Consider the following 25,488-nt stretch of genomic DNA (forward strand, 5'->3'; position numbering starts at 1 on the left):
GGCAGACAGGGCGCATGATCAAACGCACCTTACTGCTCGCCGCTTTCATCACCGCCCCGCTCGCAGCGCAAACCCATCCCGCCGAAAGCGTTTCCGAAGAGCGCTTGCGCAGCGATGTGGAAAAGCTGGTCAGCTTCGGCACCCGCCATACGCTTTCGGCGCAGGATGATCCCGAGCGTGGCATCGGCGCGGCGGTCGATTGGGGGCTGGCGGAGTTCAAGCGCATCGGCGCCAAATGCGGCCACTGCCTTGAGGTGCTGCCTGTCAGCGACACGGTAACCGCTGCGCCCCGCATTCCCACGCCTACGCTGGTGCGCAATGCGGTCGCGATCCAGCGCGGCACTGAACGACCCAACGAGGTCGTGATCGTGCAAGGCCATATCGACAGCCGCGTGTCCGACGCTCTCGATTTTACCAGCGACGCGCCCGGGGCTAACGATGATGGCAGCGGCACCGCACTGGTGATCGAAGCGGCGCGCGCGCTGTCAGGAACACAATACCCCACCACCATCATCTATGCCCTGCTATCCGGCGAGGAGCAGGGGCTCCACGGCGGGCGCATCCTTGCTGATTGGGCCGCAGCGCAGGGCTTCACCGTCAAGGCCGTGCTCAATAACGACATCGTCGGCAATTCCTGCGGCAAAGATGGGTATTGCGAGCCCAAGGTGGTGCGCGTGTTCTCCGAAGGCCCGCGCGCCGACCTGACCGAGCGGCTGCGCGCCGCCGCCACGCGGTTCGGCGGCGAAAACGATTCCCCGGGGCGCAATCTTTCGCGCTGGGTCGCGGGGCTGGCGGTGAAGCATCCGGACGAAATGCAGGTCCGCCAAATCTGGCGCACCGACCGTATGGGGCGCGGCGGGGATCAGGTGCCGTTCCTCCAGAAGGGCTATCCAGCGATCCGGTTCTCCGTGGGGGTTGAGGATTATGACCACCAGCATCAGGACCTGCGCACCGAAAACGGCGTGTTTTACGGCGACACCATCGAGGAGATGGACTTCGCTTACCTAGCAGGTGTGACAAAGCTGAACGTGCGCGCGCTCGATGCGCTTGCGCGTGCGCCGATGCCACCCGAGGTCACGGTGAATGCGGCGGTGCGGGTGGATACCGTGCTGAGCGCAAGTGTACCGGCCGGTGCAGACCTGATCGATATTGCTATGCGCCGCACCGATGCAACCGAATGGGCCAGTCGCGAAGAACCAGGGCGAGTTCTGGGTAGCACCGAGCCAGACCTCGAAATATCGGAAGACGAGGTTCTGACGACAACTCTGCCAGTTCGCGGAGATGATTGGATGTTTGGTGCGGCGGCCTGCGCAGGCGATTACTGCTCACCCGTTTCCAGCGCTGTCCCCGGCGGCGCGTTCGAGCCGGTGGAAAAGGAATAGCTCTCATCCCGTTCGTGCTGAGCGTGTCTAAGCACCGTCCTTTTTTCGGCCCAAGCAAAAAGTGAAGTGCAGCCCTTCGACAAGCTCAGGGCGAACGGTTAAGGGGTAGAAATGCCCAAGCCCCCCAAACTCCCGCAAGGGATGCCGACTGCCAAACAGGTACTCGACTTCATCCAGTCCTCCGACACACCTGCTGGCAAGCGCGAGATCGCCAAGGCCTTCGGACTGAAAGGGCAGGAGAAGATCAAGCTCAAGGCCCTGCTCAAGGACATGGCTGAAGATGGCCTGATCGACGGCAAGAAATCCGCGTTTCACCGCATGGGCGGCGTGCCCAAGGTAACGACCCTCAAGATCGTCGCCATCGAGGATGGCGACCTGATCGCCGAACCTGACAATTGGGATCCGGAAGCCCCCGGCAACGCGCCGCGCCTCACCATCCGCGAACCGCGTCCCAAGCCTGGCATGAAGCGCCCGCCTGCCTTGAAACGGGGCGACCGTGTGCTGGCGCGAACCGAAGAACACGAAGAGGGCTGGCGTGCGCACGTCATGAAGAAACTCCCTTCGCGGACCGAAGGACTGATGGGCGTGGTCGAGATCGACAAGGCCGGCAAGGCCTGGCTCGCCCCGGTGGACAAGCGCGTGCGTCAGTCGACACCCATCGCTGACCGCGGCGAGGCCGAAGCAGGCCAGCTGGTGATCGCGGAACGCGTTGGTCGCTCAGAGCGTGCCGGCGTGAAGGTCATCGAAGTGATCGGCGACCCGCTCGCTCCGCGAAGTTTCAGCCTGATTGCCATCGCCAAACACGGCATCCCCGATGTCTTCCCCGAAGAGGTGTTGGAAGAAGCGCCCCGCGCTGCCAAACTCAAGCTCTCCGAAAAGACCCGCGAAGACCTGCGGCATCTGCCGATTGTTGCCATTGATCCTGCCGATGCGCGCGATCACGATGATGCAATCTGGGCCGAGCCGGACGGGCAGGGCGGGTTCAACGCCCTGGTGGCAATCGCCGACGTCAGCTTCTACGTCCGCCCCGGCAGCGCGCTCGACCGCGAAGCGAGGAAGCGCGGCAATTCGGTCTATTTCCCCGACCGCGTGGTGCCGATGCTGCCCGAAATCCTGTCAGCCGATGTCTGCTCGCTGAAAGAAGGCGAAGACCGCGCGGCGATGGCCTGCCACATGCACATCAACGCAGATGGCAAGGTGTCGAGCTTCCGATTTACCCGTGCACTGGTACGGATCGCGCACAACATCGCCTACGAAGATGCGCAAAAAGCGGTCGATAGTGGCAGCCCGCCAGAATATCTGGCGCATCTCTGGGATGCATGGAAGGCGCTCTCCACCGCCCGAGATGCGCGTGATCCGCTGGCGCTCGAACTGCCGGAACGCCGTGTGGTGCTCAACGAAAAGGGCGAAATCGCGGAGATCGCGATCCGCGAACGGTTGGATGCACACCGCGTGGTGGAGGATTTCATGATTGCGGCCAATGTCGCGGCGGCCAAAGCGCTGGAGGCCAAGACCGCCCCCGTTGTCTATCGCATCCACGAACCGCCAAGCCGCGAGAAGCTGATCGCCTTGCGCGATTACCTTGCGACCATGGGCAAGAAGCTGGCGCTGGGTCAGGTGGTGACGCCGGGCCTGTTCAACCGGATGCTGAAGGATGTCACAGACGAGGCGGAAAAGGCGCTGGTGATGGAGGCAGTCCTACGCAGCCAGACGCAGGCCTATTACGGCCCGGCCAATGCGGGGCATTTCGGCCTGAGCCTCGGCTCCTACGCTCACTTCACCTCGCCGATCCGCCGTTATTCCGATCTTCTGGTGCATCGCGCCCTGGTCGATGCCTACAAGCTGGAACAGCCCGCCCCGCCGGGATCCTTGCCCCCGACAAGCGGCCTGTCAGATCGCGACCGCGCCTCCCTCCAGCAGGTTAGTGACGCCATCAGCCAGACTGAACGCCGTGCAATGGAGGCTGAACGCGACACCATAGATCGTTACGTTGCCGCATGGCTTTCGGCCCGCGTGGGCGAGGTGTTCGATACCCGCATCACGGGTGTGCAGAGCTTCGGATTTTTTGCCACTATCGTAGGGCTGGGCGGGGATGGGCTGGTGCCGATTTCCACGCTTGGTAACGAATATTTCCGGCATGACGAAGCAGCACAGGCACTGGTCGGAGTGGATAGCGGCACAAGCTATGCCAGCGGTGACCGGCTGAAGCTGAAACTGGGCGAGGCCAATCCGTTGACCGGCGCTCTCAAGTTTGTGCTGCCCGAAGCGGACGCGGGCGCAATCGAACCACGCGGCACAAGGCAGGATGATCGGCGCCGCAGCGCAGGCGGTCCTCCGAAAAAGGCGGGCAAATTTGTCGTGGGCAAGCGCGGGCGGCCGGGCAACATCCGCCATCAGGGCCGCAAGAAATAGCGGCCCGGCCGCATTTCAGACTTGGTGGTCGCTCTTGGCCTCGTCGTAATCGCCGGGGATGATGTAGAGCGGGCAGGGGAGGGATCCGGCTGCTGCCGAGAAATGTGTCACCAGCGGGCCGGGCGCTGTGCCTTTCGCTGCTCCCAGCACCAGTGCGGCAACTTCCGGATGCTCGGCAAGAAATTCGCCGACGATTTTCTGCCCTTGGCCAATGGCAACAGAAATGGTCGGCATGATCCCGCTTTCCGCGAGCAGATTGCCGGCGACTCCGTGAGCGAGCATTTCGGCCCTGTCATGCGCCTCGGCCTCGATCGTCGCCTGCACCGCACCGAATGCGCTGAAGTTCTGCTGTGGAACCAGTGCAAGCAGATGCACTGCACCGCCAACAGCAACGGCCCGGCGCGCGGCGTAACGCAGGGCGGCTGTGGCCTCTTCACTTTCGTCGATAATGACAAGAAATGTGCGCATGTTTCACGGCCCCGTTGCGTGCGCGGGTATCAATGCATTCGTATGGATTGGCAAGTCCCCCGCCAATCCACCCCATTCTGGCACTTGCCCGACGCTAGGGAATTGGCCAGAGAACGCCGCAAGGATCGATTACAGGAGTTTCAGCGGATCATGGCCTTGGACATCAAGATGCCCGCCCTTTCACCGACCATGGAAGAAGGCACGCTGGCGCGCTGGCTGGTGAAGGTGGGAGATACGGTTTCTTCCGGCGACATCATGGCCGAGATCGAGACTGACAAGGCGACAATGGAATTCGAAGCGGTTGACGAAGGCGTGATCAGCGAAATCCTCGTCGAAGCGGGGGCTGAAAACGTCAAGGTAGGCGCAGTGATTGCGCGGCTGACGGTTGAAGGCGAGGAAGCGGCGCCTGCGCCAACTCCGGCTGCGGCCAAGGAAGCGGACACTGCCCCTTCAAAGAGCGCACCTGCCGCAGCGCCTGCGACCGATGGGCCTGCCGCAACCCCGACCGCGCGCAAGCTGGCTGAACAGTCCGGCGTCGATCTCGCAAGCCTCACCGGCACCGGCCCCAAGGGAAAAATCACCAAGGAAGATGTCGAGGCGGCTATTGCCAAGAGCGGCGGTTCGCCCGCTGCGGCACCTGCGCCTACTCCGACTCCAGCGCCCGCCCCTACAGCGTCGGGCGAACGCATTATTGCCTCGCCGCTGGCCAAGCGGATCGCGGCGGACAAGGGCATCGATCTGGCGCAAGTGAAGGGCAGCGGCCCCAATGGCCGGATCGTCAAGGAAGACGTGGAGAACTTCACCCCGCCGAAGGCCGCAGCGTCGAGCGACAAGCCGGAGAGCGCATCTGCCCCGGCACCGGCCCCCAGCCCCAAACCCCAGCCCGAAGTCGAAGGCGGCGCGCCCTATGCCGAGGAAAAGCTGTCGGGCGTCCGCAAGGTCATCGCCCGCCGCCTGACCGAGAGCAAGCAGACCGTCCCGCACTTCTACCTCACCATCGACATCCGGCTCGATCCGCTGCTGGAACTGCGCGCGCAGTTGAACAAGTCGCTGGAGCCGGACGGCGTGAAGCTGTCGGTCAATGATCTGCTGATCAAGGCGCTCGCCCGCGCACTGATCCGCGTGCCGCAGTGCAATGTCAGCTATCACGGCGACACTTTGCGCCGGTACGAACGCGCCGATGTGTCGGTGGCGGTGGCCGCGCCTTCTGGCCTGATCACGCCGGTCATCACCCACGCCGACACCAAAGGCCTCGCCGCGATCTCGACCGAGATGAAGACGCTCGCGGGCAAGGCGCGGGATGGCAAGCTGATGCCGCACGAATATCAGGGCGGCACGGCGAGCCTGTCGAACCTTGGCATGTTCGGGATCAAACAGTTCGACGCGGTGATCAACCCGCCGCAGGGTATGATCCTCGCGGTCGGGGCGGGCCAGCAAGCGCCCTATGTGGTCGATGGTGAGATCAAGGTTGCGACCGTGCTCCATGCCAGCGGCAGCTTCGACCACCGCGCTATTGATGGCGCGGACGGCGCGCAGCTGATGGAGGCGATCAAGCAGCTGTGCGAGAACCCGATGGGGCTGGTGGTGTGAGCACAACCGAAGCCAAGGCCATGCCGGGCGGAGCAACCGGACTTTATCTGTTCTTGCTCGGCAGCGCCTCGGTGTTTCTATCGGCGGTCATTCTGGTTCTGTCCGGCTCAAGCGCTGCGCGGGTCGGTACAGGGGCTTGGTTGATTCCCGCTTGGGGCTTAGCCGCAATCAGATTGGCGTTTGGTCTGAGGCGGCCACGCGGACCGCTCGTGAAATGGGCGTCACGCATTTGGTTAGCGATTGGCGCCCTTGGTCTGCTGATGGTCACCTTCGGATCAAGATTGCAGTTCTCATGACTGACCGCTCCCCCCAAATCCGCGTCACAGCCATGCCGGCCGATACCAACCCCTATGGCGGGGTGTTCGGCGGGTGGCTGATGGCGCAGATGGCGCTGGGCGCTGGCTCCCTCGCAAGCCGCGTAGGGCAGGGCAAGGCGGTGGTGGTGTCCGCAACCGACTTTGCTTTTCCGGGCGCGATGGCGGTGGGCGACGAACTCAGCGTCTATGCCGATGTCATCGCAACCGGCACCACCTCGCTCACCATCGCCGCCGAGGCCATCGCGCGGGAACGCAACGGCGAGGCCACCACCAAGGTTGCCCAAGGCACCTTCAAATTCGTGCTGATCGGTGAGGATAATCGTCCGCGGGCGATTGCACAAACACTCCAAACCCGTTCGGGCTGAGCTTGTCGAAGCCTTGTCCTTACTTTTTGCGATGGCGCAGAAGCAGGACAGCCCTTCGACAAGCTCGGGGCGAACGGAGATAGAATGACGGGAAACTGCAATGGCTAATGAATATGACGTAATCGTGCTCGGTTCCGGCCCCGGCGGCTATGTCGCGGCGATTCGCTGCGCGCAGCTGGGGCTGAAGACCGCTATCGTGGAACGCGAAAACCTCGGCGGCATCTGCCTCAACTGGGGCTGTATCCCGACAAAGGCGATGCTGCGCTCGGCCGAAATCTTCCACTACATGCAGAACGCCAAGGATTACGGCCTGGTGGCGCAGGGGATCGAGGCCGACCTTGCCGCTATCGTCAAGCGCAGCCGCGGCGTGGCCAAGCAGCTCAATCAGGGCATCGGACACCTGATGAAGAAGAACAAGATCACCGTCCACATGGGCGAGGGCAAGCTGACCGGCGCGAACAGTCTCACCGTGAGGGGCGAAAAGGGCGAGGAAGCCCTGACCGCCAAGCACATCATCGTCGCCACCGGAGCCCGCGCCCGCGACCTGCCCTTCGCCAAGGCCGACGGCAAGCGCGTGTGGACCTATCGCCATGCCATGACCCCCACCGAACTGCCCGAAAAGCTGCTGGTCATCGGATCAGGCGCGATCGGGATCGAATTCGCCAGCTTCTACAATGACCTTGGCACCGAAGTTACCGTCGTCGAGATGCTCGACCGGATCGTGCCGGTGGAAGATGCCGATGTCTCGACCTTCCTCGAAAAGTCGCTGCGCAAGCAGGGCATTGCGATCATGACCGGAGCGGGTGTCGAGGATGTGAAGGTCAGCGACAAAGGCATCACCGCAACGATCAAAGACAAGAGCGGCAAATCGGCAGCAAGCGATTTCACCCATGTCATTGTCGCGATCGGCATTGTGCCGAACACCGAGAACATCGGGATCGAAAAGCTCGCCGAGATGGAGCGCGGCTTCATCCAGATCGATCCCTATGGGCGCACCAAAACCAAAGGCCTGTGGGCCATCGGCGACTGCACCCCCGGCCCATGGCTGGCACACAAGGCGAGCCACGAGGGCGTCACCTGCGCTGAAGCCATCGCACAGGAACTGGGTAACAAGGATGTCCACCCGCACCCGCTCAACCGCAACAACATTCCCGGGTGCACCTATTGCCACCCGCAGATCGCCAGTGTCGGCCTGACCGAAGCAAAGGCGAAAGAAGCCGGCTACGAGCTCAAGGTTGGCAACTTCCCCTTCATCGGCAACGGCAAGGCGATTGCGCTGGGCGAAGCGGAAGGGTTCATCAAGACCGTGTTCGACGCGAAGACCGGCGAATTGCTGGGCGCGCACATGGTCGGCGCGGAAGTGACCGAGCTGATTCAGGGCTATACCGTCGGCAAGACGCTCGAAACCACCGAGGCGGAACTGATGATGACCGTCTTCCCGCACCCCACGCTGAGCGAAATGATGCACGAAAGCGTGCTCGATGCCTATGGCCGGGCGCTGCACTTCTGAAGGAACACAGCATGACACAGGCAGCACCCGAGGCGCTCAAGGGCGAAGACTGGGCGGGCGATATGGGCGCGCGCTGGCTGGCCAGTCTTGACCGGTTCGAGGGCATGATCGCACCCATCGGCGCAGCTTTGCTGGCGCGAGCGGATTACAAGCCGGGCGAAAGGGTGCTTGATCTGGGCTGCGGCGGCGGAGCGACTACGCTTGCCATTGCTGAAGCGGTGGGGCCGGAGGGCGCAGCGGTCGGTCTCGATGTCGCGCCCATGCTCGTCGAGCGGGCCACAGAGCGTGCCGCCGCAACGGGCAGTGCCGCGCGCTTCGTCTGCGCCGATGCGGCCACCGCGACACTCGACGAACCGCCGTTTGACCGGTTGTTCTCGCGTTTTGGATCAATGTTCTTTGAAGCGCCCGTCCCAGCCTTCAACAACCTGCGCGCGATGCTCAAACCCGGTGCGCGGATCGATCTCGCCGTGTGGGCCAACCCGCGCGACAATCTGTGGATGATGGAAATGATGGGCGTCGTGCGCCAGCACATCGAAATTCCGCCTGCCGTCCCGCGCGCGCCAGGGCCATTCGCGTTCGAGGATCTGACCTACCTTGAAGAGGTGCTGGCAGCTGCAGGCTTTTCAGCCATGACAGTTACACCTTACGAAGGCGAACAGCCTGTCGGCGGGCCCAATGCCAGCCCGGCCGAAGCGACGGATTTCGTGCTCGGATCCATGGCCGCCGGACGTTTGCTGGAGGAGCACGGTCCAGCGGTCCGCGATGCAGCAAAGGCAGATCTTCTCGCTCTGTTCAATCGCCATCACCGCGAAGGCGAAGGCGTGATGCTGCAAGCAAAGGCGTGGTTGGTGACAGTGCGGGCTTAAGCTGGGACGCTTGGCGGACAGGGTGGGATTCGAACCCACGGTAGGCTTGCACCTACGGCGGTTTTCAAGACCGCTGCCTTAAACCACTCGGCCACCTGTCCGCTGCGCGCCGCTCTTTAGCCAGAGTTTTACCGCGAGTCACCACACTTCGGTTGTTGGGAATTCATCCAAGGTATGACATCCCAAGGCATGATGATTCCCCGCACCCTATCTGCCGCTATTCTGGTTTCGCTTGTATTTTCCATCGCCGGTGCATCTCCTGCCATGGCCCCGGCTGCCGCGCAGGTTGCATCGGGTGACAATTTGTCATTCGACGCATACCTCGAGCTGCTGAAGGCGCGCGCGCTTGGCGAGGGTGTGAGTGCGGCAACGGTGGAACGGATGACAGCGGGGCTGACCCCGAACACCCGCGTCATTCAGCTTGACCAGAGCCAACCCGGCAGCGCCACCACGCGCGGCTATCCGTCAATGTCGAACTACATTGCAACCCATGTCGATGCGGCGCGGATCGGCGGCGGGCGATCGGTCTATGCCCAGCATCGCGATCAACTGGCCCGGATCGAGCGTGAATATGGCGTGCCGGGGCAAGTGGTCATCGCGATTTTCGGGCATGAAACCAGCTATGGCCGGGTAAAGGGCAATTTTGATCTGTCTCGCAGTCTGGCAACCTTGGCGTGGGAAGGGCGGCGGCGTGAATTGTTTGCGGGCGAATTCATCGCGCTGATGAAAGTCGCAGACAAAGGCTACCCGCGCTCGCAGCTTGTCGGCAGCTATGCCGGCGCCTTCGGCAATCCGCAATTTCTACCCAGCGTATACCTGCGCCTGGCAACCGACGGGGATGGAGACGGGCGCGCCGATATTTTCAACAATCGTGCCGATACCTTCGCATCGATCGCGAACTATTTCCGCGACGCAGGGTGGCGCGCAGGCCAACCGTGGGGTGTGCGAGCGGCGGTACCATCCGGCTTTGATGTGACCGCATACCGCACCCGGTTAGTCTCTCCCGTATGCCCGCGGGTGCATGAACGTCTCAGCCGCTGGATGACTGTGGCCGAATGGCGCGCGGTTGGCGTGGTTGCGCAAGGCGGGCTTGCCGATGACGTCATGGTGTCACTGTTCCAGCCCGATGGCCCCGGCATGCCAGCGTGGCTGCTGACTGGAAATTACCGCGCAATCCTCGAATATAACTGTTCGAGCTATTACGCCATGAGCGTGGGTCTGTTGGCTGACGAAATCGTGAACTGATCCGCGCCGGTCCCTCGCCAAGCGGCTGACCCGCCAGTATAGCCTTCGCCATAATGGCCATGACGCAAAAACGCTTTCCCCTGTTTGCCCTGTTCCTGTGCGCGATGGCTATGCCAACGCAGGCAGCAATGCCGGTCAAAGCTCCACCAAGGCCCGCGGTGCCGGCAGCCGCAGAGGCTCCGGTGGCGTTGCTGGTCGATCTGAGCAATGGACAGGTTCTACACGCCCGCAACCCTGACCGGCGCTTCATGCCGGCATCGGTCACCAAGGTGATGACGCTTTACCTTGCGTTCGAGCTGATCGAGGCTGGCAAGCTCGATCCGGCACAGATCATGGCAATGAGCCCTCTCATCGCACGCGAATGGCGTCGCAAAGGGTCTACCATGTTTCTGGACGCGGGCGAACAGGTGCGGGTGGATGACCTGCTGCTTGGCATCGCCAATGTCTCGGCCAATGATGGCGCGGCCGTGCTGGCCGAGGGGCAAGCCGGATCCGTTGCTGCATGGACAGCGGAAATGAACGCCACTGCCCGCAGGCTGGGCATGGCCGGCAGCCACTTCGGCACGCCCAACGGCTGGCCTGACGAAGGGCGCACTTTCACCACCGCTCAGGATCTGGTTACACTAGCGCGGGCAATGCTGGCCCGGCATCCCGACAAGTTCGGATACTACATCGGGCGCACCGGCTTCGATTACAAAGGCATTACCCAGATCAACCACGATCCCATGATCGGGCAGGTTGCTGGCGCGGACGGTATCAAGACCGGCTTCACCAACGAATCCGGCTTTTCCTATCTCGGCACCGCGCAGCGCAATGGCCAGCGCCTCGCCCTGGTGCTGGCCGGTGTCGAGAATGGCCGCCTGCGTGGCCGCTTGGCGCGCTCTTATGTCGAGTGGGGTTTCACCGCGTTTGAACGGCAGCGACTGTTCGATCCCGGCACAGTGATCGGAACGGCGCGGGTGCAGGATGGCAGCGCCTTGCGGGTTCCACTGGTCGCACGCGGCGCGGTTAGCGTCAATCTGCTGCGTGGCAGTGACGGTCCACTGCGCGCGACAATCCATTATGATGGGCCATTGCGCGCACCACTTGCACAGGGCGAACAAGTGGCCGTTCTGGAAGTCACCGCACCCGGCATGGCGCCTGCCACGATCCCGCTCTTCACAAACGAGGAAATCGGCGCTGCCGGGCCACTCGATCGGATCATCAATTCCATCGCCGGGTTGTTTTCATGAACAGCGGGCGCGGGGTTTTTATCGCATTTGAAGGCGGGGAGGGGGCAGGCAAATCGACGCAGGCCCGGATGCTGGCTGATGCCTTGCGGAAGCGCGGCCTCTCTGTTGTGACAACACGCGAGCCCGGAGGCACCCCCGGTGCGGAGGCGATCCGGGATCTGCTGCTGTCGCCGCCGGGCAATGCCTGGACTGCGGAATCCGAAGCTCTGCTGTTTGCCGCTGCGCGTGCCGATCATGTTGCGCACCTGATCCGCCCGGCCTTGGCCCGCGGCGATTGGGTCATCTGCGACCGCTTTGTTGATTCTAGTCGGGCCTATCAGGGCGGAGCAGGCGCGATTGGCGACTCGGCCATCCTTGGGCTTCACGAGTTTGGCAGTTCCGGTATGCGTCCCGACCTGGTGGTTCTGCTGGAGGGTGACGAGGCGAGCCTCGCTGCCCGTCTTGCTGCGCGAGACGGGAATACCAGCGATGCAATCGGCGGACGTCCGGCCTCATATCATCGGGCCGTAGCGGCAGCCTTTCGCGCTCTGGCGGTAAGCGAACCTCATAATTTTGCTCGCATCGATGCGATTGGTGACCCGCATGATGTGCATGCTGCAATCATGAAGGCTTTGGCACCGCTATTGCCTGCGGGTAATCCATGACAGTCTGGCCCAACCACACCGATCCTTGGCGGCAATGGCGCGATGCACTTGGCGGAGAGCGGATGCATCACGGCTGGCTGCTTGCAGGCAAGGCAGGCCTTGGCAAGCGCGACTTTGCCATGGCCGCCGCAAGGGAATTGGTCGCCGAACCCGGCGTGCCACAACCGACCGGTGATCACCCCGATATTATCGTGCTGACCTATGGTCCCAAGGACGACAAGGGCGAAAAGGCGCAGGCCGAAGGCAAGCCGTTCGATCTTGCCCGGTCAATCCGCATCAAACAGATCCGCGCGATGCAGAAGCGCCTGATCACTCGCCCTACATTGGGCAGCCGCCGTGCAATTATAATCGACCCCGCTGATGATCTTGAAAAAGCATCTGCCAACGCGCTGCTCAAAAGTCTAGAAGAACCGCCGGCAGGCACATTTTTCCTGCTTGTCAGCCATCGTCCGGCACGCTTGCTCCCCACCATCCGTTCGCGCTGCCGGACCCTGCGTTTCCCCGTGTTGAACGACAGCCAGCTTGCCGCGATGCTTGAACAGGCCGGCGTTCGGTCTGACCCCGATGCGATTGCGGCCGCGGAAGGGTCTTTCGGCGCAGCCTTGCGGTTCAGCGCACAAGATCTCGCGCCGATTGCGAACATCATTGCCGCGCTGATTGCGGGCGAGGAAAAGGGCAATGCGCGGCGCGGCGAGCTTGCGCGCCTGATCGGCGGAAGGGCCGACCGCGAGCGGGTTCAGGCCGTACTCGATCTGGCGCAAGGTCTGGTCGCGAGGGCGGCGCGCCTTGCCAGAGACCCGCAACACCGGACGCAGTTGGTTGAAACCCATACCGCCCTGGTGAACCTTGCGGCAGAAGCGCCCACGGCCAATTTCGATCCAGGACTCTTGCCCTTCGAGATCGGCAGCTTGCTTGTCGCCGCTGCGCCCGCTAGCGAACCGGCCCATGGCTGACCTCGACCTGCACCCCTTCTACATTACCACCGCCATCAGCTATCCGAACGGGCGGCCGCATATCGGCCACGCCTATGAGGCTATTGCCGCGGATGTGATTGCACGCTTCCAGCGACTGCAAGGTCGCAAGGTCCGGTTCCAGACCGGCACGGACGAGCATGGCCTGAAAATGGCCCGCAAGGCCGAGGAGCAAGGGCGCAGCCCGGCAGAGCTTGCTGACCAGATGTCTGGTTATTTCAAGGCCATGTGCGATGCCCTGAACATCTCCTATGATCGGTTCATCCGCACGTCCGAGCCCGATCACCACCGGGCCAGTCAGGCAATCTGGCAGGCGATGGAGGCTTCGGGTGATCTCTATCTCGATCGCTACGAAGGTTGGTATTCAGTCCGCGACGAGGCCTATTATGACGAGAGCGAGCTGACCGAAGGCGAGGGGGCAGAAAAACTGTCTCCCCAAGGCACCCCGGTCGAATGGACGGTTGAGGAAAGCTGGTTCTTCCGCCTTTCCAGATATCAGGACTATCTGCTTGGTCTCCTTAAGCAACCCAGCTTCCTCGAGCCAGCAAGTCGCCGGAACGAAATGATTGCCTTTGTCGAACAGGGACTGCGCGATCTCTCGGTCAGTCGCACCAGCTTCGATTGGGGCGTGAAGGTGCCGGGCAGCGATAACCATGTGATGTACGTGTGGGTCGATGCGCTCACAAATTATCTCACCGGCCTTGGGTATCCCGATTACAAACCGGATGGAATGGATGCGTTCTGGCCTGCCAGCCTCCACCTGATCGGCAAGGACATTGTGCGGTTTCATTCGATCTACTGGCCGGCTTTCCTTCAAAGCGCAGGCTTGCCCGCGCCCAGAAAAGTGTTTGGCCACGGCTTTCTGCTCAACCGCGGCCAAAAGGAATCGAAATCTCTCGGCAATGTAACCGATCCTTTGGCTTTGGCCGAGGTGTTCGGCGTGGACGCCTTGCGCTACTTCCTGATGCGCGAAGTCGCCTTCGGGCAGGATGGCAGCTATTCGCCCGAAGCGATTGTTTTGCGCGCCAATGCCGAACTCGCAAACAGCTTCGGCAATCTTGCGCAGCGCACTTTATCGATGATCGTGAAGAACATGGACGGAAAGCTCGAAGCGTTCGAGCGAGCCGATGCTGACGTGGCATTGCTGCAAACCGTTACGATTGCTTGCGGAACGGAACTCCCGCGCGCATTCAACGACTTGTCATTTTCGACCGGGATCGAGGCGTGGCTTCGCGCGGTCTATGCTTGTAACCAGTATGTCGACGATCAAGCTCCTTGGGGCCTGAAAAAGACCGATCCGGATCGGATGAAGGCAGTGCTGCAAACCCTGTTCATCGCCTTGCGTGATCTGGCCATTGCGATCCAGCCCGTGGTGCCGCAAAAGGCAGCCGCGCTGCTCGATCAGCTTGGCATCCCGGAAGGCGATCGCAGCTTTGCGGCGCTTGCCGACACCGACTGGTTCAACCGCCTTGTCACCAGTGGGTTTGCTGTTTCTCCGCCGATGCCGCTATTCCCGAGGCTGGAACTCCCTGCAAAGGATGATGGTGCGGACTGATGCTGGTCGATAGCCACTGCCACCTTGAATATAAAGGCTTGGTCGATGATCAGGCCGGCGTGCTTTCGCGCGCGCGGGAAGCCGGGGTCAGGGCATTTCTCAATATCTCTACCCGCCAGAGCGAATGGGATCAGGTGATCGCAACGGCGGAGCGCGAGCCAGACGTATTCGCCAGCGTTGGCATTCACCCGCACGAAGCGGATGCACACAAGGATCTCGGCCGCGAGATATTGCGCGCGGCAACCCACCATCCGCGCGTGATTGCGATCGGAGAGACGGGTCTGGACTATTTCTACGACCATTCGGACAGAGACACGCAGAAGCGCCTGTTTCGTATGCATATTGATGTCGCTCGCGAAACGCAGTTGCCGCTCATCATCCATACCCGTGATGCCGAAGATGATACCTTCGCGATCCTTGCAGATGAAATGGGGAAGGGGGCCTTTCCCGCTCTGATCCACTGCTTCACCGCTTCGGCTGAGTTTGGCGAAAAGGTACTTGAACTGGGTCTCACGATCTCGCTATCCGGCATCGTAACCTTCAAGAATGCCAAGGCCTTGCAAGACGTTGCCAAGACTGTGCCTGAAGACAGGCTGTTGGTGGAAACCGACAGTCCGTTTCTTGCGCCGGTGCCGCATCGTGGCAAAGTATGCGAGCCGGCTTACGTCGCCGACACCGCAGCCTACATTGCCGGATTGCGCGGAACCGACGTTGAACAACTGAAGGCGCAGACATCCGCCAATTTCTTCAATCTTTTCCGTAAGGCACAACCGTGAAACTGGTGATGCTCGGCTCTGGCACCTCTACCGGGGTGCCGCGGCTGGGCGGGCCGGATGGCGCGGGCGATTGGGGTGAATGCGACCCCGACGAACCCCGGAACCGCCGGACGCGGGTCTCCATCTTGGTCGAAAGCGACGAAGGCAAAAGGTTGCTCGTTGATACCTCATCGGATTGCCGGGCGCAGCTCCTTGCCAATCGGGTGGGAAGCATCGACGCAGTTTTCTGGACACATGACCACGCCGATCACTGTCATGGCATCGACGATTTGCGGGTGCTTCGATATGGCCGGGCCGGGCCAATTCCAGGCTTTGGCGAAACGGAAACGGTCCGACGCCTGCGGCAGCGTTTCGGGTATGTGTTTGCCGGACAGGAAGGCTACCCGACGATCTGCACAATCGACACGCTTGACCGGCTGAGGATGATCGCCGGTTTTGGTGTGGACTGGTGCCAGATGGCGCACGGTCCGGGTGAAACAACAGCCTTCCGATTTGAAGCCGATGGGAAGTCTATCGGTTACGCCACTGATTTCAGTGCAATTTCGGATGAAATGATCGATCTGTTTTACAAGGTCGATATCTTGGTGAGCGATTGCCTTCGCCGCGATCCCCATCCGACGCACGCTCATCTCGGCATGGCAATCGAGTTTGGTGAACGCTGCAAGGCAGGCCGTGTTGTGCTAAGCCATCTGGACAAAAGCATGGATTACCAGACGCTTTGCAGCGAAGTGCCGGAGTTCGTGACGGTGGGATATGACGGGCTGGAGATGAAGGCATGAACCCCGATCTGTTGCTCCCGATTGTCAGCAGCGCTGCATGGTTGATCCTCGCGGCGAGCGCTCTTGCATCGTTCCGCCTTGGTTGGGGTCAGATGATCAAGATGGCGTTGCTCTGGATAGCGATTTTCGGCGGGATTTTTCTTGCGGTCGAGTGGTTCTTCATTGCCCAAGGCAGCGCCGCCACACTGGTTTAGATTTAACATAATATATATTATCCATCTTGAGGATCGGGATGAACGACAGCCCTAGCGAGCACCCAATCGAGCGCCTGCTCTCTATCATGGCACGGCTGCGCGATCCTAGAACCGGCTGTGACTGGGACCTTGCACAAAACTTTGCGACCATTGCACCCTACACGATCGAGGAAGCTTACGAGGTTGCCGACGCCATAGAGCGCGGCGACATGAGCGACCTCAAGGATGAACTCGGCGACCTGCTGCTTCAGGTTGTCTTTCATGCGCGCATGGCTGAAGAAGCCGCCCACTTTGCGTTTGCCGATGTTGCCAACGCCATCGGCGACAAGATGCAAGCGCGACATCCACACATCTTCGGCGATGCGAAAGGAACGATGGACGATACGCGCTGGGAAGACCTGAAGGCAGATGAGCGATCGGCCAAAGGTGTAACCAGCGCTCTCGACGGCGTGGCTACCGCCCTTCCAGCCTTGATGCGGGCACAAAAACTTCAGAAACGCGCCGCGCGCACAGGCTTCGATTGGCCTGATCCTACAGGGTCTGAAGCCAAGATTGCCGAGGAAATTGATGAACTTAAATCAGCCCCATCCGATGACGCCAGGTTTGAGGAAGCCGGCGATCTGCTGTTCGCCGCCGTCAACTTTGTTCGCGCCCATGGCATCAGCGCCGAAGAAGCATTGCGCGCAGCCAACAAGAAATTTGAACGCCGGTTCCGGGCGATGGAAGAATTGAGCGGCGGTGATTTTCCTAACCTGTCACTCGATGAACAAGAAGGTCTGTGGCAAGCAGTCAAGAAGACCGAATAGAGCCCTGAATTCTAGAACGAAATGCTCGAGAATTGTCCCAATTCCTTGGGGTTTAGCCGCACCGTCAAGCGACGCACCGGGCCGTCCTCACCCTCGCCGCCGTCTTCGTCTGCCAAGACCTCGCCATGGGCATGCAGCCAGGCAATCCGTCGTCCATCCTGCACTGGCAGGATAAACGTAGCCTCGCGCGCAGTGCCGGTGAGCATCCGCGCCAATTCCGCTTCGAGCGCATCAACGCCCTCACCTGTCACCGCTGAAAGAGCAATGGTGCCCTGTCCCGCGGCCAGCTCCCGCAGTTCATCAAGTGATTCAGCATCCAGCAGGTCACACTTGTTCCAAACTTCAAGGATCGGGATCGCACTGGTGCCGGTTTCGGCATCGACCACACCCAGATCGCCAAGCACATCGATCACTTGCTTTTTCTGCGCAGCATGGCTGGGATTGGCCATATCGCGAACATGGCAGATGACATCAGCAGCGGTCACTTCTTCCAAAGTGGCGCGAAACGCAGCAACCAGCTGCGTCGGCAGATCGGAGATAAAGCCCACCGTATCTGAAAGGATCACCTTTTCGACCCCCGGCAGCCCGATCGCGCGCATGGTTGGATCAAGCGTAGCAAACAGCAGGTCTTCAGCCATCACCTCAGCCCCGGTCAGGCGATTGAAAAGCGTGGACTTCCCCGCGTTGGTATAACCAACCAAGGCAACCACTGGCCAAGGCGCCCTGCCCCGCCGCTCACGGTGAAGTGTGCGGGTCTTTCGGACTTGATCAAGCTCGCGCCGTAGCCGGCTCATCCGCTGCCGGATCATTCGCCGGTCGGCCTCGATCTGGGTTTCGCCCGGCCCGCCAAGAAAGCCGAACCCACCGCGCTGACGTTCCAGGTGAGTCCAACTGCGCACAAGGCGGCTCTGCTGGTAATCGAGATGCGCCAATTCGACCTGCAAGCGACCTTCGGCAGTCGCGGCGCGCTCCCCGAAGATTTCAAGGATCAGGCCGGTCCGGTCGATGACCTTGCGCTTGAGCTTGTCTTCAAGGTTGCGCTGCTGGATCGGCGTCAGCGCGCCATCCACGATGACAAGCTCCGCCTCGTATTGCTCGCACCAGACCGCAATATTCTGCACCTGGCCAGAACCGAACAGAGTGTTAGGCTGCATCTTGCGGACCGGCAGGATCGCGGAATGCCCGATGACGACACCAATCGCAAGCGCAAGCCCTTCGGCCTCCGCAAGCCGCTCGGCGGCGTCGAGATCATAGCGCAACGCACGAATATCCGGGCACAGCACCAGCGCCCGCGCACCGCGGGTTACTTCGTCCTGAAGATCGCTATCAAAGCTCAGTCGTCTATCCCGTCGTCATCGCTGTCTTCATCATCGACGCTGAGATCGACAGGCCCTGCGGGCTGAATGGTGGAAACCGCATGCTTGTAGGCCAGTTGGACTGCCCCGTCGCGTTCCAGCAGCATGCAGAACAGGTCATAGGCAGCGATACGACCCTGCAGCATCACACCATTCACAAGAAACATAGTGACCTGAACATGGGCCTCGGCCACGCGGCTCAGGAAAATATCCTGCAACAGTTTTTGCTTCTTGCCGCCAGCCTGACTGCCGAACTGCGCCGGATCCAGCGCCTGCCCCGGCATGATCGTGCTGATCGCATGCTTGTACACCAGCTGCGATTGCCCGTCACGGCGCAGAAGGATGGAAAAATTGTCGAACCATGTGACAATGCCTTGAAGCTTTACGCCTTTGACTAGAAACATGGTGACCGGAATCTTGTTCTTGCGCAGCAGGTTGAGGAATGCATCCTGCAAGTTGCCGGCTCGTGTGGAAGCAGCGCCCCCACTGGTTCCGCGCGGTTCTGTTACAGCACTGGCTGGCGCAACGGGACGGGGAGAGAGAGTTCGTCCACTGGACATGACTGTGGCTCCTTGTTTTTGGCGGCCGCCTTTGCGGTCCGCAAATAAAGGACTGAAAACGCATCGGGGCGCGGAAACAATCCTGCCAGCATCATGCCGCCTGTAATGCGCGGCGACAAGGCTTGATTTCAGGGGAGTACAGCCGCCTGTCGAAGCTTCAATCGTCATCCTCACGGCGATCTGCCATGCCCAGCAGCTTGAGCTTACGGTGCAAGGCCGAACGCTCCATGCCGATGAAACTCGCGGTTTTGGAGATATTTCCGGAAAAGCGGCGAATCTGGATCGTAAGATATTCCCGCTCGAAACTTTCCCGCGCCTCGCGCAGCGGCACGCCCATGATCGCTGACAGGCTGTCACCGGCCATTCCGATCTGCCCGCCGATGATCTCCGGCGGCAGCATGTCCGGTTCAACCGTGCTGAGCTTTTCGCGCGGCGTCATGATGATGGTGCGCTCGACTACGTTGCGCAATTGGCGGACATTGCCGGGCCAATCATAGGCTTGCAGCGCCGCCATAGCCTCGGCCGAAATGTCCGGCGGTGCGAGACCCTGATCGTTGGAATAGCGTGTGAAAAAATGTTCGGCCAGAGCCGGGACATCCTCGCGGCGCTGCGCCAGCGACGGGATCGCCACTGGCACCACGTTGAGCCGGTAAAACAGATCTTCGCGGAAGCGCTTTTCTTCCATTTCGACGGTGAGATCGCGGGTCGTGGAAGAAACCACCCGCACGTCCACGCCAATCTGCCGTGTGCCGCCGACCCGCACAAAGCTCTGATCGGTCAATACCCGCAGGATCCGTGCCTGGGTGGAGAGCGGCATGTCGGCAATCTCGTCGAGATAAAGCGTGCCGCCATCGGCCATTTCGAGCAGGCCGGGCCGCACCTGCTTGCCGCCGGCTTCCTCGCCAAACAGTTCCTGTTCGAAGCGTTCAGGAGTGATCCGGGCCGAGTTCACCAATACGAAGGCACCATCGGAACGCGCGCTCCAAGCGTGGAGCAGCCGCGCGGCGACTTCCTTGCCTGCGCCGGGCGGGCCCGAAATCAGCACCCGGCTGCCGGTGCTGGCGACGCGTTTCAACGTCGCCCGCACACTGTTGATCGAGGGCGAATTGCCGGTGAATTCCGCGCTGCCCCAGCTGCCTTCGCGCAAGCGGGAATTCTCGCGCCGCAGCCGCTCGGTCTCGGTCGCGCGTTCGACCAGCAGCAGCAGCCGCTCGGCCTCGAACGGCTTTTCGATGAAGTCCATTGCTCCGCGGCCGACAGCTGCAACCGCCGTGTCGATATTGCCGTGTCCGGAGAAGATGATCACAGGCAAGTTCGGCTCGCGCAGCTTGATCGCGTCAAGCAGTTCGAGCCCATCCATCTGGCTGCCGTGCAGCCACACGTCGAGCAGGACAAGGCTGGGCCGTCGTTCATCGATCGCTGCGAGCGCAGCGGTGCTATCTGCGGCGGTACGGCAGGCATAGCCTTCATCGCCGAGCACCCCGGCGACAAGCTCGCGAATGTCGCGTTCATCATCGACGATGAGGATTTCAAGCGCCATGGGCACAGTCCTTCGGATTTGAGGGATTCAGGGGGGCAGCACAAATCACAGCGCTACGCCTTCGGGGGGTTGCGGGTTGCGGGCAAAACGAAGTGTTACGCGGGCGCCGCCGCTGGGCGTGCTGGCAAAACTCATGTCGCCGCCGTGTTCGTCGACGATCTTGTTGACGATCGCGAGGCCAAGGCCGGTGCCTTTCTCGCGGGTGGTGACGTAAGGTTCGGTCAGGCGTTCACGGTCAGACGGTAAGCCGATCCCGTTGTCTTCGATTGTCACGACAACTGCGTCCCCTGCATCGCGCATCGCCACCGCAATTTCGCCTTCGTACTGCCCCAAGGCTTCCCCCGCCCGCGCCTCCACCGCTTCCACAGCATTCTTGAGTACGTTGGTCATCGCCTGGCCGAATTGGTGGCGGTCGCAGCGAATTTCGCGATCGATCAGCTCGGACGATGCAACGCTGAAGGCAATGCCGGAATGGGCCACTTCCTGCAGGAACACTGCCTGCCGGACGAGATCCAGCGCGTCCTCGTCACGGAACACCGGCTTTGGCAGACGTGCGAAGGACGAGAATTCATCGACCATCTTGCGAAGATCACCAACCTGGCGGACGATCGTGCTGGTGAGTTCGTCAAATAGATCGCGATCTTCATCGCCAACCTGCGTGCGATAACGCCGCTTCAGGCGCTCGGTAGCCAACTGGATCGGGGTGAGCGGGTTCTTGATCTCATGCGCAATCCGGCGCGCAACATCGGACCACGCCGCTTGCCGCTGGTCGAGCAGCTGGCGGGTGATGTCCTCAAAGGTGATCACGTGCCCGCTGGTTCCGGGCGCCACCTTGACGGCAAGCGTCAGCAGTTCGGTGCCCTTGGCATGGGTGATGATCGCGCGCTCTTTACCGTCAGCGATCATGTGACACAATTCGGGGGCCAGCGTTTCGAGCGAATGGCCGATCATGCTCGCCCCACCTTCGGATGCAAGCAGAACCTGCGCCGACGAGTTCATCAGCGTCACCCGCGAATTGTCATCGACCGAAATCACCCCGGCGGTGACAGATTCCAGCACGGCTTCGGTAAAGGCGCGGCGGTCATCGATCTGGCGGTTGGCGCTCACAAGCGCCTGCGTCTGCTTTTCCAGCTGCGCGGTCATGCGGTTGAAGGCCCGGTTGAGCATTCCGATCTCGTCCGCGCCGGTCCGCCCCTCAAGCCGCAGCGCGAAATTGCCCTGCCCCACCTTGCGCGCCGCGCCCACCAGATTGGTGAGCGGCTGAACCTGACGATCAGCAAAGCGCAACGCAAACCAGATTGCCAACCCTACGAGCAGCAAACTGACACCGACCAGCGCCAGATTGAAGCGCAGCTGCAACGTCCGTGCGCTCCCCGTAAGACGGTCATAGGCACCGACAATCGACTGCGCACGCGACCATGAATTGAACATCGTCTCTTCCGTGGTGCGCGCATTGTAGAGATAGACACCGCTTTCCGGATCAATCGGCACCAGCGCTTCGATCCTCTCGGGACTGCCGACGACCACGACCAATTCACCCTGATCCAGCTTCTCTACCGCCGCGCGAGTGAACTGGAGATGGCCCGAGTTCTGCGGCAAGTTGAAGGCGAATGCCGTTCGGAACGAGCCATCCGCCACCCGTTGCAGGATCGCACTTTCGGAGATCTCGCGCCCCTGCGCCTGATAGAGGTAGAAGTCGGGGAAATCGGGATCGGTGATCGGCACCCGCGCCAGAATTTCGCGCATGTCGGTCGCCATGATAACACTGTTTTGTTCGACGTTGCGCTGGTTGGCGTCATAATAACTCTGCGCCAGCGCATTGGCATTTTCCATCAACCCGCGGGAGTCATCGGAAAACCAGAAGTCGACACCGGTCTGGAACAGGAAAGCGGCAAACCCCGCTACCAGCAGGGTCGGCAGCGCGGCGACCATTGAAAAGAAGAACACCAGCCTGACATGCAGCCGCGCCGTGCTCCCAGCAGCACGCCGCAGCGCGAGGCGGCGGCCAATCAACACCAGCAACGCCATCGCCGGCACCAAAGTTGCCATCAACAGGACCGAAACCTGCATTGTGGGCAGCAAATCGTCCGACGCTGTGGAGCGATTGAAAGAGTAATAAGTCGCAACAATCGCAGCCACCAGCGCGATGACTGCCAGAATTTCGAGCCACAGGAAAATGTTAGCCCGGCGCGCTGCAATCGCGAAGCGACGCCACCAGCGCGGTGGCTGCCGTATGCTCAGGCTTGAGGCGCTGGTCGCGGGGCTATCCATCGTTGCCTGCATACAACAATGGTGTGGCAAAAATGCAAGCCTATTCCGACAGACTGTGTTTTCGGCGAGGCGACAATCCCTTTGCCAAACCGCTACTGCGGCGAGAACCGGTCGGGTTCGAGACCCAGTTCTCCGATCCGCTTGCGAAGGGTATTCCTGTTAATGCCAAGCAGTTGGGCGGCCCGCAACTGATTGCCGCCGGTGCGGCCCAGCGCATATTCGATCAACGGCTTTTCAAAAGCAGCCAGCGCCCGGTGATAGATCGCGCCCGATGGGGGAGTTTCCAGCGCAAGCCAGTTTGCCAAGGCAGCGCCGAACCCCCCCTGCCCTTGTTCGGCAACAAGGTTGGCCGTCTGGATTTCAGGGCCGATGATGTCGATCACATTGTCAGCGTCGATCCGTTCCTCACGCGCCATCAGGGCGAGGCGGTACACCACATTGCGCAATTCACGCACGTTTCCACGCCAGGCCCGCGCTTCAAGTTGGGCCAATGCCTCAGGGGTCAGTTGACGGCGCGGCAAGCCGTCTTCTGCAGCAAGTAGGAGGAAATGCTGGGAAAGTGCGGCAATATCCTCGCGCCGTTCGCGCAACGGGGGCAGCTCGATCGGCACGACATTCAGCCGGTAGAACAGATCCTCACGGAACGTGCCTGCCGCGATCATCGGTGTCAGGTCTCGGTTGGTGGCAGCAATGATGCGGACATTGACTGCGATTTCCTGCCGCCCGCCCACACGCCGGATGCGCCCGGATTGCAGCGCGCGCAGCAGCCGGGTCTGTGCCTCGGCGGGCATGTCGCCGATCTCGTCAAGGAACAGCGTGCCGCCATTGGCCTGTTCAAACTTGCCGATGGCTTGCGCGATAGCGCCGGTAAACGCGCCCTTTTCGTGGCCGAACAGCTCGCTTTCGATCAGATCTGCGGGGATTGCGGCGGTATTGACCGCAACGAAAGGCCCTGTGCGCCGATTACCAAGCTGATGGATGGCCTCGGCCACCAGTTCCTTGCCTGTGCCACTCTCACCGGTGATCAAGACGGTAAGATCATTGCGCAGCACGCGCGTAATCATGCGGTAGACGCCCTGCATCGCCGGGCTGCGCCCCACCAGCGGCATTCGTTCACCCTCGCCGGGCAGCGCATCTACGGCATCGGCTGCCGATGGTGCGCGCGATCCAACGGCCTGCCGCACGGCGTGCACCAGTTCATCAAGGTCAAAGGGTTTGGGGAAATATTCGAAGGCGTCGCTCTCGCTCGCGCGGACAGCCGTGTCGAGCGTGTTCTGTGCTGACAGCACGATCACCGGCATGTCCGCAGCTTGGTCACGCACCGCCGCAAGGCTGGCAAGGCCATCGCCATCTTCAAGGATCACGTCTGTCAGCATGACCGAAAATCGCCGCCCGCCCAGCAACTTGTCGCGCGCTGCGATGCTGGTGCAGTGTGCGATGGCAAAGCCTTCGTCTTCCAGCGCGGCTATGATCACCGTGGCAATTGCAGCATCATCTTCAACCAGAAGAACGGGGTCGATTGCGGCCATGATCAACTTTCATCCTGCGCTTGCGGCAAATGCAGGCGGAAATGGGTGAGCCCGGCACGGTGATCGCGTTCGTGGCTGACGTTGCCGTTCATGTCCCGCACCAGCTTGCGAACCAGCGAAAGGCCTAGCCCCTGGCCAGAAGGCTTGGACGAGACAAAGGGTTCGAACACGTGATCCCGCAAGCTGGGATCGATGCCCGGCCCGTTATCGCTGATAGTGATTTCGATCGGCAAGGGCACAGCGCGGCCATTGCGGATCGCGCTGAAAGCGAGACCGCTGACAAACCGGGTCTGCACCGTGATCAGTGCAGGCTCACCCGTCGAAACCGCAGCATCGCGGCCATTGGAAATGAGATTGATCAACACCTGTTCCAGCGCATCGCGATTGGCCAGAACCGGAGGGAGCGAGGGGTCAAATTCTTCGCGTATCTCGAAATCGCCGCGCTCGGTCCCGGCAGCCCGCATGGTAGATACCGCTGTACGGATCGCTTCGTGGGGATTGCAGGCATCCACTGGCCCGGTGCGCGTGCTGCCCAATTGCTGCATCCGGTCGATCAGACGGGCAATGCGATCGACCTCGTCTGTGATCATTCGCGCCAGTTTCTGGTCTTCGGGCGGAAGTTTGCGCGCCACCAACTGGCCCGCCCCGCGGATCGCGGCGAGCGGGTTCTTGATTTCATGCGCCAGCACTGCCGGTGCGCCGAGCATCGCATCGCCGCTAGCAGGATGCGCGGCCTCATCGTGGCCGATCTGTGACAGTGTAACCACACTCCAGCCCGGATAGCCGCTCAACGGTGAGGCTGTGAGGTTGACGCGAGCATCTGCCGCACCAACCCGGATCACCAGATCCCGGGCGACAAGAGCATCGTCGGCTCTCATCAAACGTGCCTCGACCCTGGCATCGATCGGGCCAATGCGATCGATCAGTTTTGTGCCGATCAAACGGTTGGCGCTGGTGCCCAGCAAGACTTCGGCGGCGTGATTGGCTTCTACAATCAGCCCTTCGGGATTAATCAGAACCAGAGCGAAAATCAGCCCTGCAATCTGCGAGGCCGAGTCGGGCCGCATTGCAGCCTCAAGCAATACGGCAGCACGCTCGTGGGTGGGGGTAGTTGGCACCCG

The 25,488-nt window shown here is 61.4% G+C and carries 23 protein-coding genes and 1 tRNA gene; 16 read left to right on the forward strand and 8 right to left on the reverse strand.

Features of this window, described 5'->3' with window-relative positions; all coding sequences use genetic code 11:
- Positions 1-14 precede the first annotated feature (14 nt).
- Positions 15-1,382, forward strand: a complete 1,368-nt coding sequence (locus tag IP79_RS03230) for a M28 family peptidase (RefSeq protein ID WP_197273718.1) — start codon at positions 15-17, stop codon at positions 1,380-1,382.
- Between the two features lie 111 nt (positions 1,383-1,493).
- Complete coding sequence (gene rnr / locus IP79_RS03235) at positions 1,494-3,794, forward strand: ribonuclease R (protein WP_082336975.1); 2,301 nt, start codon at positions 1,494-1,496, stop codon at positions 3,792-3,794.
- Between the two features lie 15 nt (positions 3,795-3,809).
- Here rnr and IP79_RS03240 read toward each other — a convergent pair whose 3' ends face one another.
- Positions 3,810-4,262: a universal stress protein gene (locus IP79_RS03240; protein WP_054117780.1), complete on the reverse strand. Its 453-nt coding sequence runs from the start codon at positions 4,260-4,262 to the stop codon at positions 3,810-3,812.
- 150 nt (positions 4,263-4,412) lie between these two features.
- On the opposite strand from IP79_RS03240, the gene IP79_RS03245 reads away from it, so the two are divergent.
- The 5 genes from IP79_RS03245 to IP79_RS03260 all read left to right on the forward strand — a co-directional run bounded on the left by IP79_RS03245 (position 4,413) and on the right by IP79_RS03260 (position 8,910).
- Positions 4,413-5,852, forward strand: coding sequence for a 2-oxo acid dehydrogenase subunit E2 (locus IP79_RS03245; RefSeq protein ID WP_054117781.1), 1,440 nt, complete (start codon positions 4,413-4,415; stop codon positions 5,850-5,852).
- Positions 5,849-6,148, forward strand: a complete 300-nt coding sequence (locus IP79_RS15385; protein WP_156318051.1) for a hypothetical protein — start codon at positions 5,849-5,851, stop codon at positions 6,146-6,148. Before IP79_RS03245 ends, IP79_RS15385 begins: the two co-directional genes overlap by 4 nt.
- A complete protein-coding gene (locus IP79_RS03250) occupies positions 6,145-6,534 on the forward strand; it encodes an acyl-CoA thioesterase (RefSeq protein ID WP_054118010.1) in 390 nt (129 codons plus the stop codon). Before IP79_RS15385 ends, IP79_RS03250 begins: the two co-directional genes overlap by 4 nt.
- A 100-nt stretch (positions 6,535-6,634) precedes the next feature.
- Complete coding sequence (gene lpdA / locus IP79_RS03255) at positions 6,635-8,044, forward strand: dihydrolipoyl dehydrogenase (protein ID WP_054117782.1); 1,410 nt, start codon at positions 6,635-6,637, stop codon at positions 8,042-8,044.
- Positions 8,045-8,055: 11 nt separating this feature from the next.
- Positions 8,056-8,910 (forward strand): class I SAM-dependent methyltransferase, encoded by an 855-nt coding sequence (locus IP79_RS03260; RefSeq protein WP_054117783.1) that lies wholly within the window; start codon positions 8,056-8,058, stop codon positions 8,908-8,910.
- An 11-nt stretch (positions 8,911-8,921) separates the two neighbouring features.
- Here the strand turns inward: IP79_RS03260 and IP79_RS03265 are convergent.
- Positions 8,922-9,011: transfer RNA gene (locus IP79_RS03265), tRNA-Ser, on the reverse strand.
- Positions 9,012-9,102: 91 nt separating this feature from the next.
- On the opposite strand from IP79_RS03265, the gene IP79_RS03270 reads away from it, so the two are divergent.
- Genes IP79_RS03270 through mazG form a run of 9 tightly spaced genes read left to right on the forward strand, consistent with a single transcriptional unit; the run spans position 9,103 to position 17,112 of the window.
- On the forward strand, positions 9,103-10,155 hold the full coding sequence (locus IP79_RS03270) for a lytic murein transglycosylase (protein ID WP_054118011.1): 1,053 nt from the start codon (positions 9,103-9,105) through the stop codon (positions 10,153-10,155).
- Between the two features lie 53 nt (positions 10,156-10,208).
- Positions 10,209-11,387, forward strand: coding sequence for a D-alanyl-D-alanine carboxypeptidase family protein (locus IP79_RS03275; protein ID WP_233994058.1), 1,179 nt, complete (start codon positions 10,209-10,211; stop codon positions 11,385-11,387).
- Positions 11,384-12,031: a dTMP kinase gene (gene tmk, locus IP79_RS03280; protein ID WP_054117784.1), complete on the forward strand. Its 648-nt coding sequence runs from the start codon at positions 11,384-11,386 to the stop codon at positions 12,029-12,031. The genes IP79_RS03275 and tmk overlap by 4 nt, the downstream gene beginning before the upstream one ends.
- Positions 12,028-12,984 (forward strand): hypothetical protein, encoded by a 957-nt coding sequence (locus tag IP79_RS03285; RefSeq protein ID WP_054117785.1) that lies wholly within the window; start codon positions 12,028-12,030, stop codon positions 12,982-12,984. Before tmk ends, IP79_RS03285 begins: the two co-directional genes overlap by 4 nt.
- Positions 12,977-14,557, forward strand: coding sequence for a methionine--tRNA ligase (metG, locus tag IP79_RS03290; protein ID WP_054117786.1), 1,581 nt, complete (start codon positions 12,977-12,979; stop codon positions 14,555-14,557). The genes IP79_RS03285 and metG overlap by 8 nt, the downstream gene beginning before the upstream one ends.
- On the forward strand, positions 14,557-15,333 hold the full coding sequence (locus IP79_RS03295; protein ID WP_054117787.1) for a TatD family hydrolase: 777 nt from the start codon (positions 14,557-14,559) through the stop codon (positions 15,331-15,333). Before metG ends, IP79_RS03295 begins: the two co-directional genes overlap by 1 nt.
- Complete coding sequence (locus tag IP79_RS03300) at positions 15,330-16,112, forward strand: MBL fold metallo-hydrolase (protein ID WP_054117788.1); 783 nt, start codon at positions 15,330-15,332, stop codon at positions 16,110-16,112. The genes IP79_RS03295 and IP79_RS03300 overlap by 4 nt, the downstream gene beginning before the upstream one ends.
- A complete protein-coding gene (locus IP79_RS03305) occupies positions 16,109-16,306 on the forward strand; it encodes a hypothetical protein (RefSeq protein ID WP_054117789.1) in 198 nt (65 codons plus the stop codon). The genes IP79_RS03300 and IP79_RS03305 overlap by 4 nt, the downstream gene beginning before the upstream one ends.
- A 38-nt stretch (positions 16,307-16,344) precedes the next feature.
- Positions 16,345-17,112 (forward strand): nucleoside triphosphate pyrophosphohydrolase, encoded by a 768-nt coding sequence (mazG, locus tag IP79_RS03310; RefSeq protein WP_054117790.1) that lies wholly within the window; start codon positions 16,345-16,347, stop codon positions 17,110-17,112.
- 11 nt (positions 17,113-17,123) lie between these two features.
- Here the strand turns inward: mazG and hflX are convergent, their stop codons facing one another.
- The 6 genes from hflX to IP79_RS03340 all read right to left on the reverse strand — a co-directional run bounded on the left by hflX (position 17,124) and on the right by IP79_RS03340 (position 25,485).
- Complete coding sequence (gene hflX / locus IP79_RS03315) at positions 17,124-18,395, reverse strand: GTPase HflX (RefSeq protein WP_233994059.1); 1,272 nt, start codon at positions 18,393-18,395, stop codon at positions 17,124-17,126.
- A gap of 50 nt (positions 18,396-18,445) precedes the next feature.
- Positions 18,446-19,027, reverse strand: a complete 582-nt coding sequence (gene hfq / locus IP79_RS03320) for an RNA chaperone Hfq (protein ID WP_054117792.1) — start codon at positions 19,025-19,027, stop codon at positions 18,446-18,448.
- A 157-nt stretch (positions 19,028-19,184) separates the two neighbouring features.
- Positions 19,185-20,567 carry a sigma-54-dependent transcriptional regulator gene (locus IP79_RS03325; protein ID WP_054117793.1) on the reverse strand — a complete coding sequence of 461 codons (1,383 nt, stop codon included), beginning with the start codon at positions 20,565-20,567 and terminating at the stop codon, positions 19,185-19,187.
- A 45-nt stretch (positions 20,568-20,612) separates the two neighbouring features.
- The gene (locus IP79_RS03330) at positions 20,613-22,838 is read right to left on the reverse strand and encodes a sensor histidine kinase (protein ID WP_156318053.1); all 2,226 of its coding nucleotides are present in this window, start codon (positions 22,836-22,838) and stop codon (positions 20,613-20,615) included.
- A 92-nt stretch (positions 22,839-22,930) separates the two neighbouring features.
- Positions 22,931-24,367: a sigma-54-dependent transcriptional regulator gene (locus IP79_RS03335; protein WP_054117795.1), complete on the reverse strand. Its 1,437-nt coding sequence runs from the start codon at positions 24,365-24,367 to the stop codon at positions 22,931-22,933.
- A gap of 2 nt (positions 24,368-24,369) precedes the next feature.
- Positions 24,370-25,485, reverse strand: coding sequence for a two-component system sensor histidine kinase NtrB (locus tag IP79_RS03340; protein WP_233994060.1), 1,116 nt, complete (start codon positions 25,483-25,485; stop codon positions 24,370-24,372).
- Positions 25,486-25,488 lie beyond the last annotated feature (3 nt).

The organism is Porphyrobacter sp. AAP60 (assembly GCF_001296025.1).
In the GTDB taxonomy this organism is placed as follows: Bacteria; Pseudomonadota; Alphaproteobacteria; order Sphingomonadales; family Sphingomonadaceae; genus Erythrobacter.

Excerpts from the sequence above, each read along its gene's own strand:
- IP79_RS03240 (WP_054117780.1), bottom strand. The coding sequence starts at position 4,262 with ATGCGCACATTTCTTGTCATTATCGACGAAAGTGAAGAGGCCACAGCC.
- lpdA (WP_054117782.1), top strand. The coding sequence starts at position 6,635 with ATGGCTAATGAATATGACGTAATCGTGCTCGGTTCCGGCCCCGGCGGC.
- IP79_RS03245 (WP_054117781.1), top strand. The coding sequence starts at position 4,413 with ATGGCCTTGGACATCAAGATGCCCGCCCTTTCACCGACCATGGAAGAA.
- mazG (WP_054117790.1), top strand. The coding sequence starts at position 16,345 with ATGAACGACAGCCCTAGCGAGCACCCAATCGAGCGCCTGCTCTCTATC.
- IP79_RS03295 (WP_054117787.1), top strand. The coding sequence starts at position 14,557 with ATGCTGGTCGATAGCCACTGCCACCTTGAATATAAAGGCTTGGTCGAT.
- IP79_RS03260 (WP_054117783.1), top strand. The coding sequence starts at position 8,056 with ATGACACAGGCAGCACCCGAGGCGCTCAAGGGCGAAGACTGGGCGGGC.
- IP79_RS03230 (WP_197273718.1), top strand. The coding sequence starts at position 15 with ATGATCAAACGCACCTTACTGCTCGCCGCTTTCATCACCGCCCCGCTC.
- hfq (WP_054117792.1), bottom strand. The coding sequence starts at position 19,027 with ATGTCCAGTGGACGAACTCTCTCTCCCCGTCCCGTTGCGCCAGCCAGT.
- metG (WP_054117786.1), top strand. The coding sequence starts at position 12,977 with ATGGCTGACCTCGACCTGCACCCCTTCTACATTACCACCGCCATCAGC.
- IP79_RS03330 (WP_156318053.1), bottom strand. The coding sequence starts at position 22,838 with ATGGATAGCCCCGCGACCAGCGCCTCAAGCCTGAGCATACGGCAGCCA.
- IP79_RS03335 (WP_054117795.1), bottom strand. The coding sequence starts at position 24,367 with ATGGCCGCAATCGACCCCGTTCTTCTGGTTGAAGATGATGCTGCAATT.
- IP79_RS03275 (WP_233994058.1), top strand. The coding sequence starts at position 10,209 with ATGGCCATGACGCAAAAACGCTTTCCCCTGTTTGCCCTGTTCCTGTGC.
- tmk (WP_054117784.1), top strand. The coding sequence starts at position 11,384 with ATGAACAGCGGGCGCGGGGTTTTTATCGCATTTGAAGGCGGGGAGGGG.
- IP79_RS03325 (WP_054117793.1), bottom strand. The coding sequence starts at position 20,567 with ATGGCGCTTGAAATCCTCATCGTCGATGATGAACGCGACATTCGCGAG.
- IP79_RS03250 (WP_054118010.1), top strand. The coding sequence starts at position 6,145 with ATGACTGACCGCTCCCCCCAAATCCGCGTCACAGCCATGCCGGCCGAT.
- IP79_RS03270 (WP_054118011.1), top strand. The coding sequence starts at position 9,103 with ATGATTCCCCGCACCCTATCTGCCGCTATTCTGGTTTCGCTTGTATTT.
- rnr (WP_082336975.1), top strand. The coding sequence starts at position 1,494 with ATGCCCAAGCCCCCCAAACTCCCGCAAGGGATGCCGACTGCCAAACAG.
- IP79_RS03305 (WP_054117789.1), top strand. The coding sequence starts at position 16,109 with ATGAACCCCGATCTGTTGCTCCCGATTGTCAGCAGCGCTGCATGGTTG.
- IP79_RS03285 (WP_054117785.1), top strand. The coding sequence starts at position 12,028 with ATGACAGTCTGGCCCAACCACACCGATCCTTGGCGGCAATGGCGCGAT.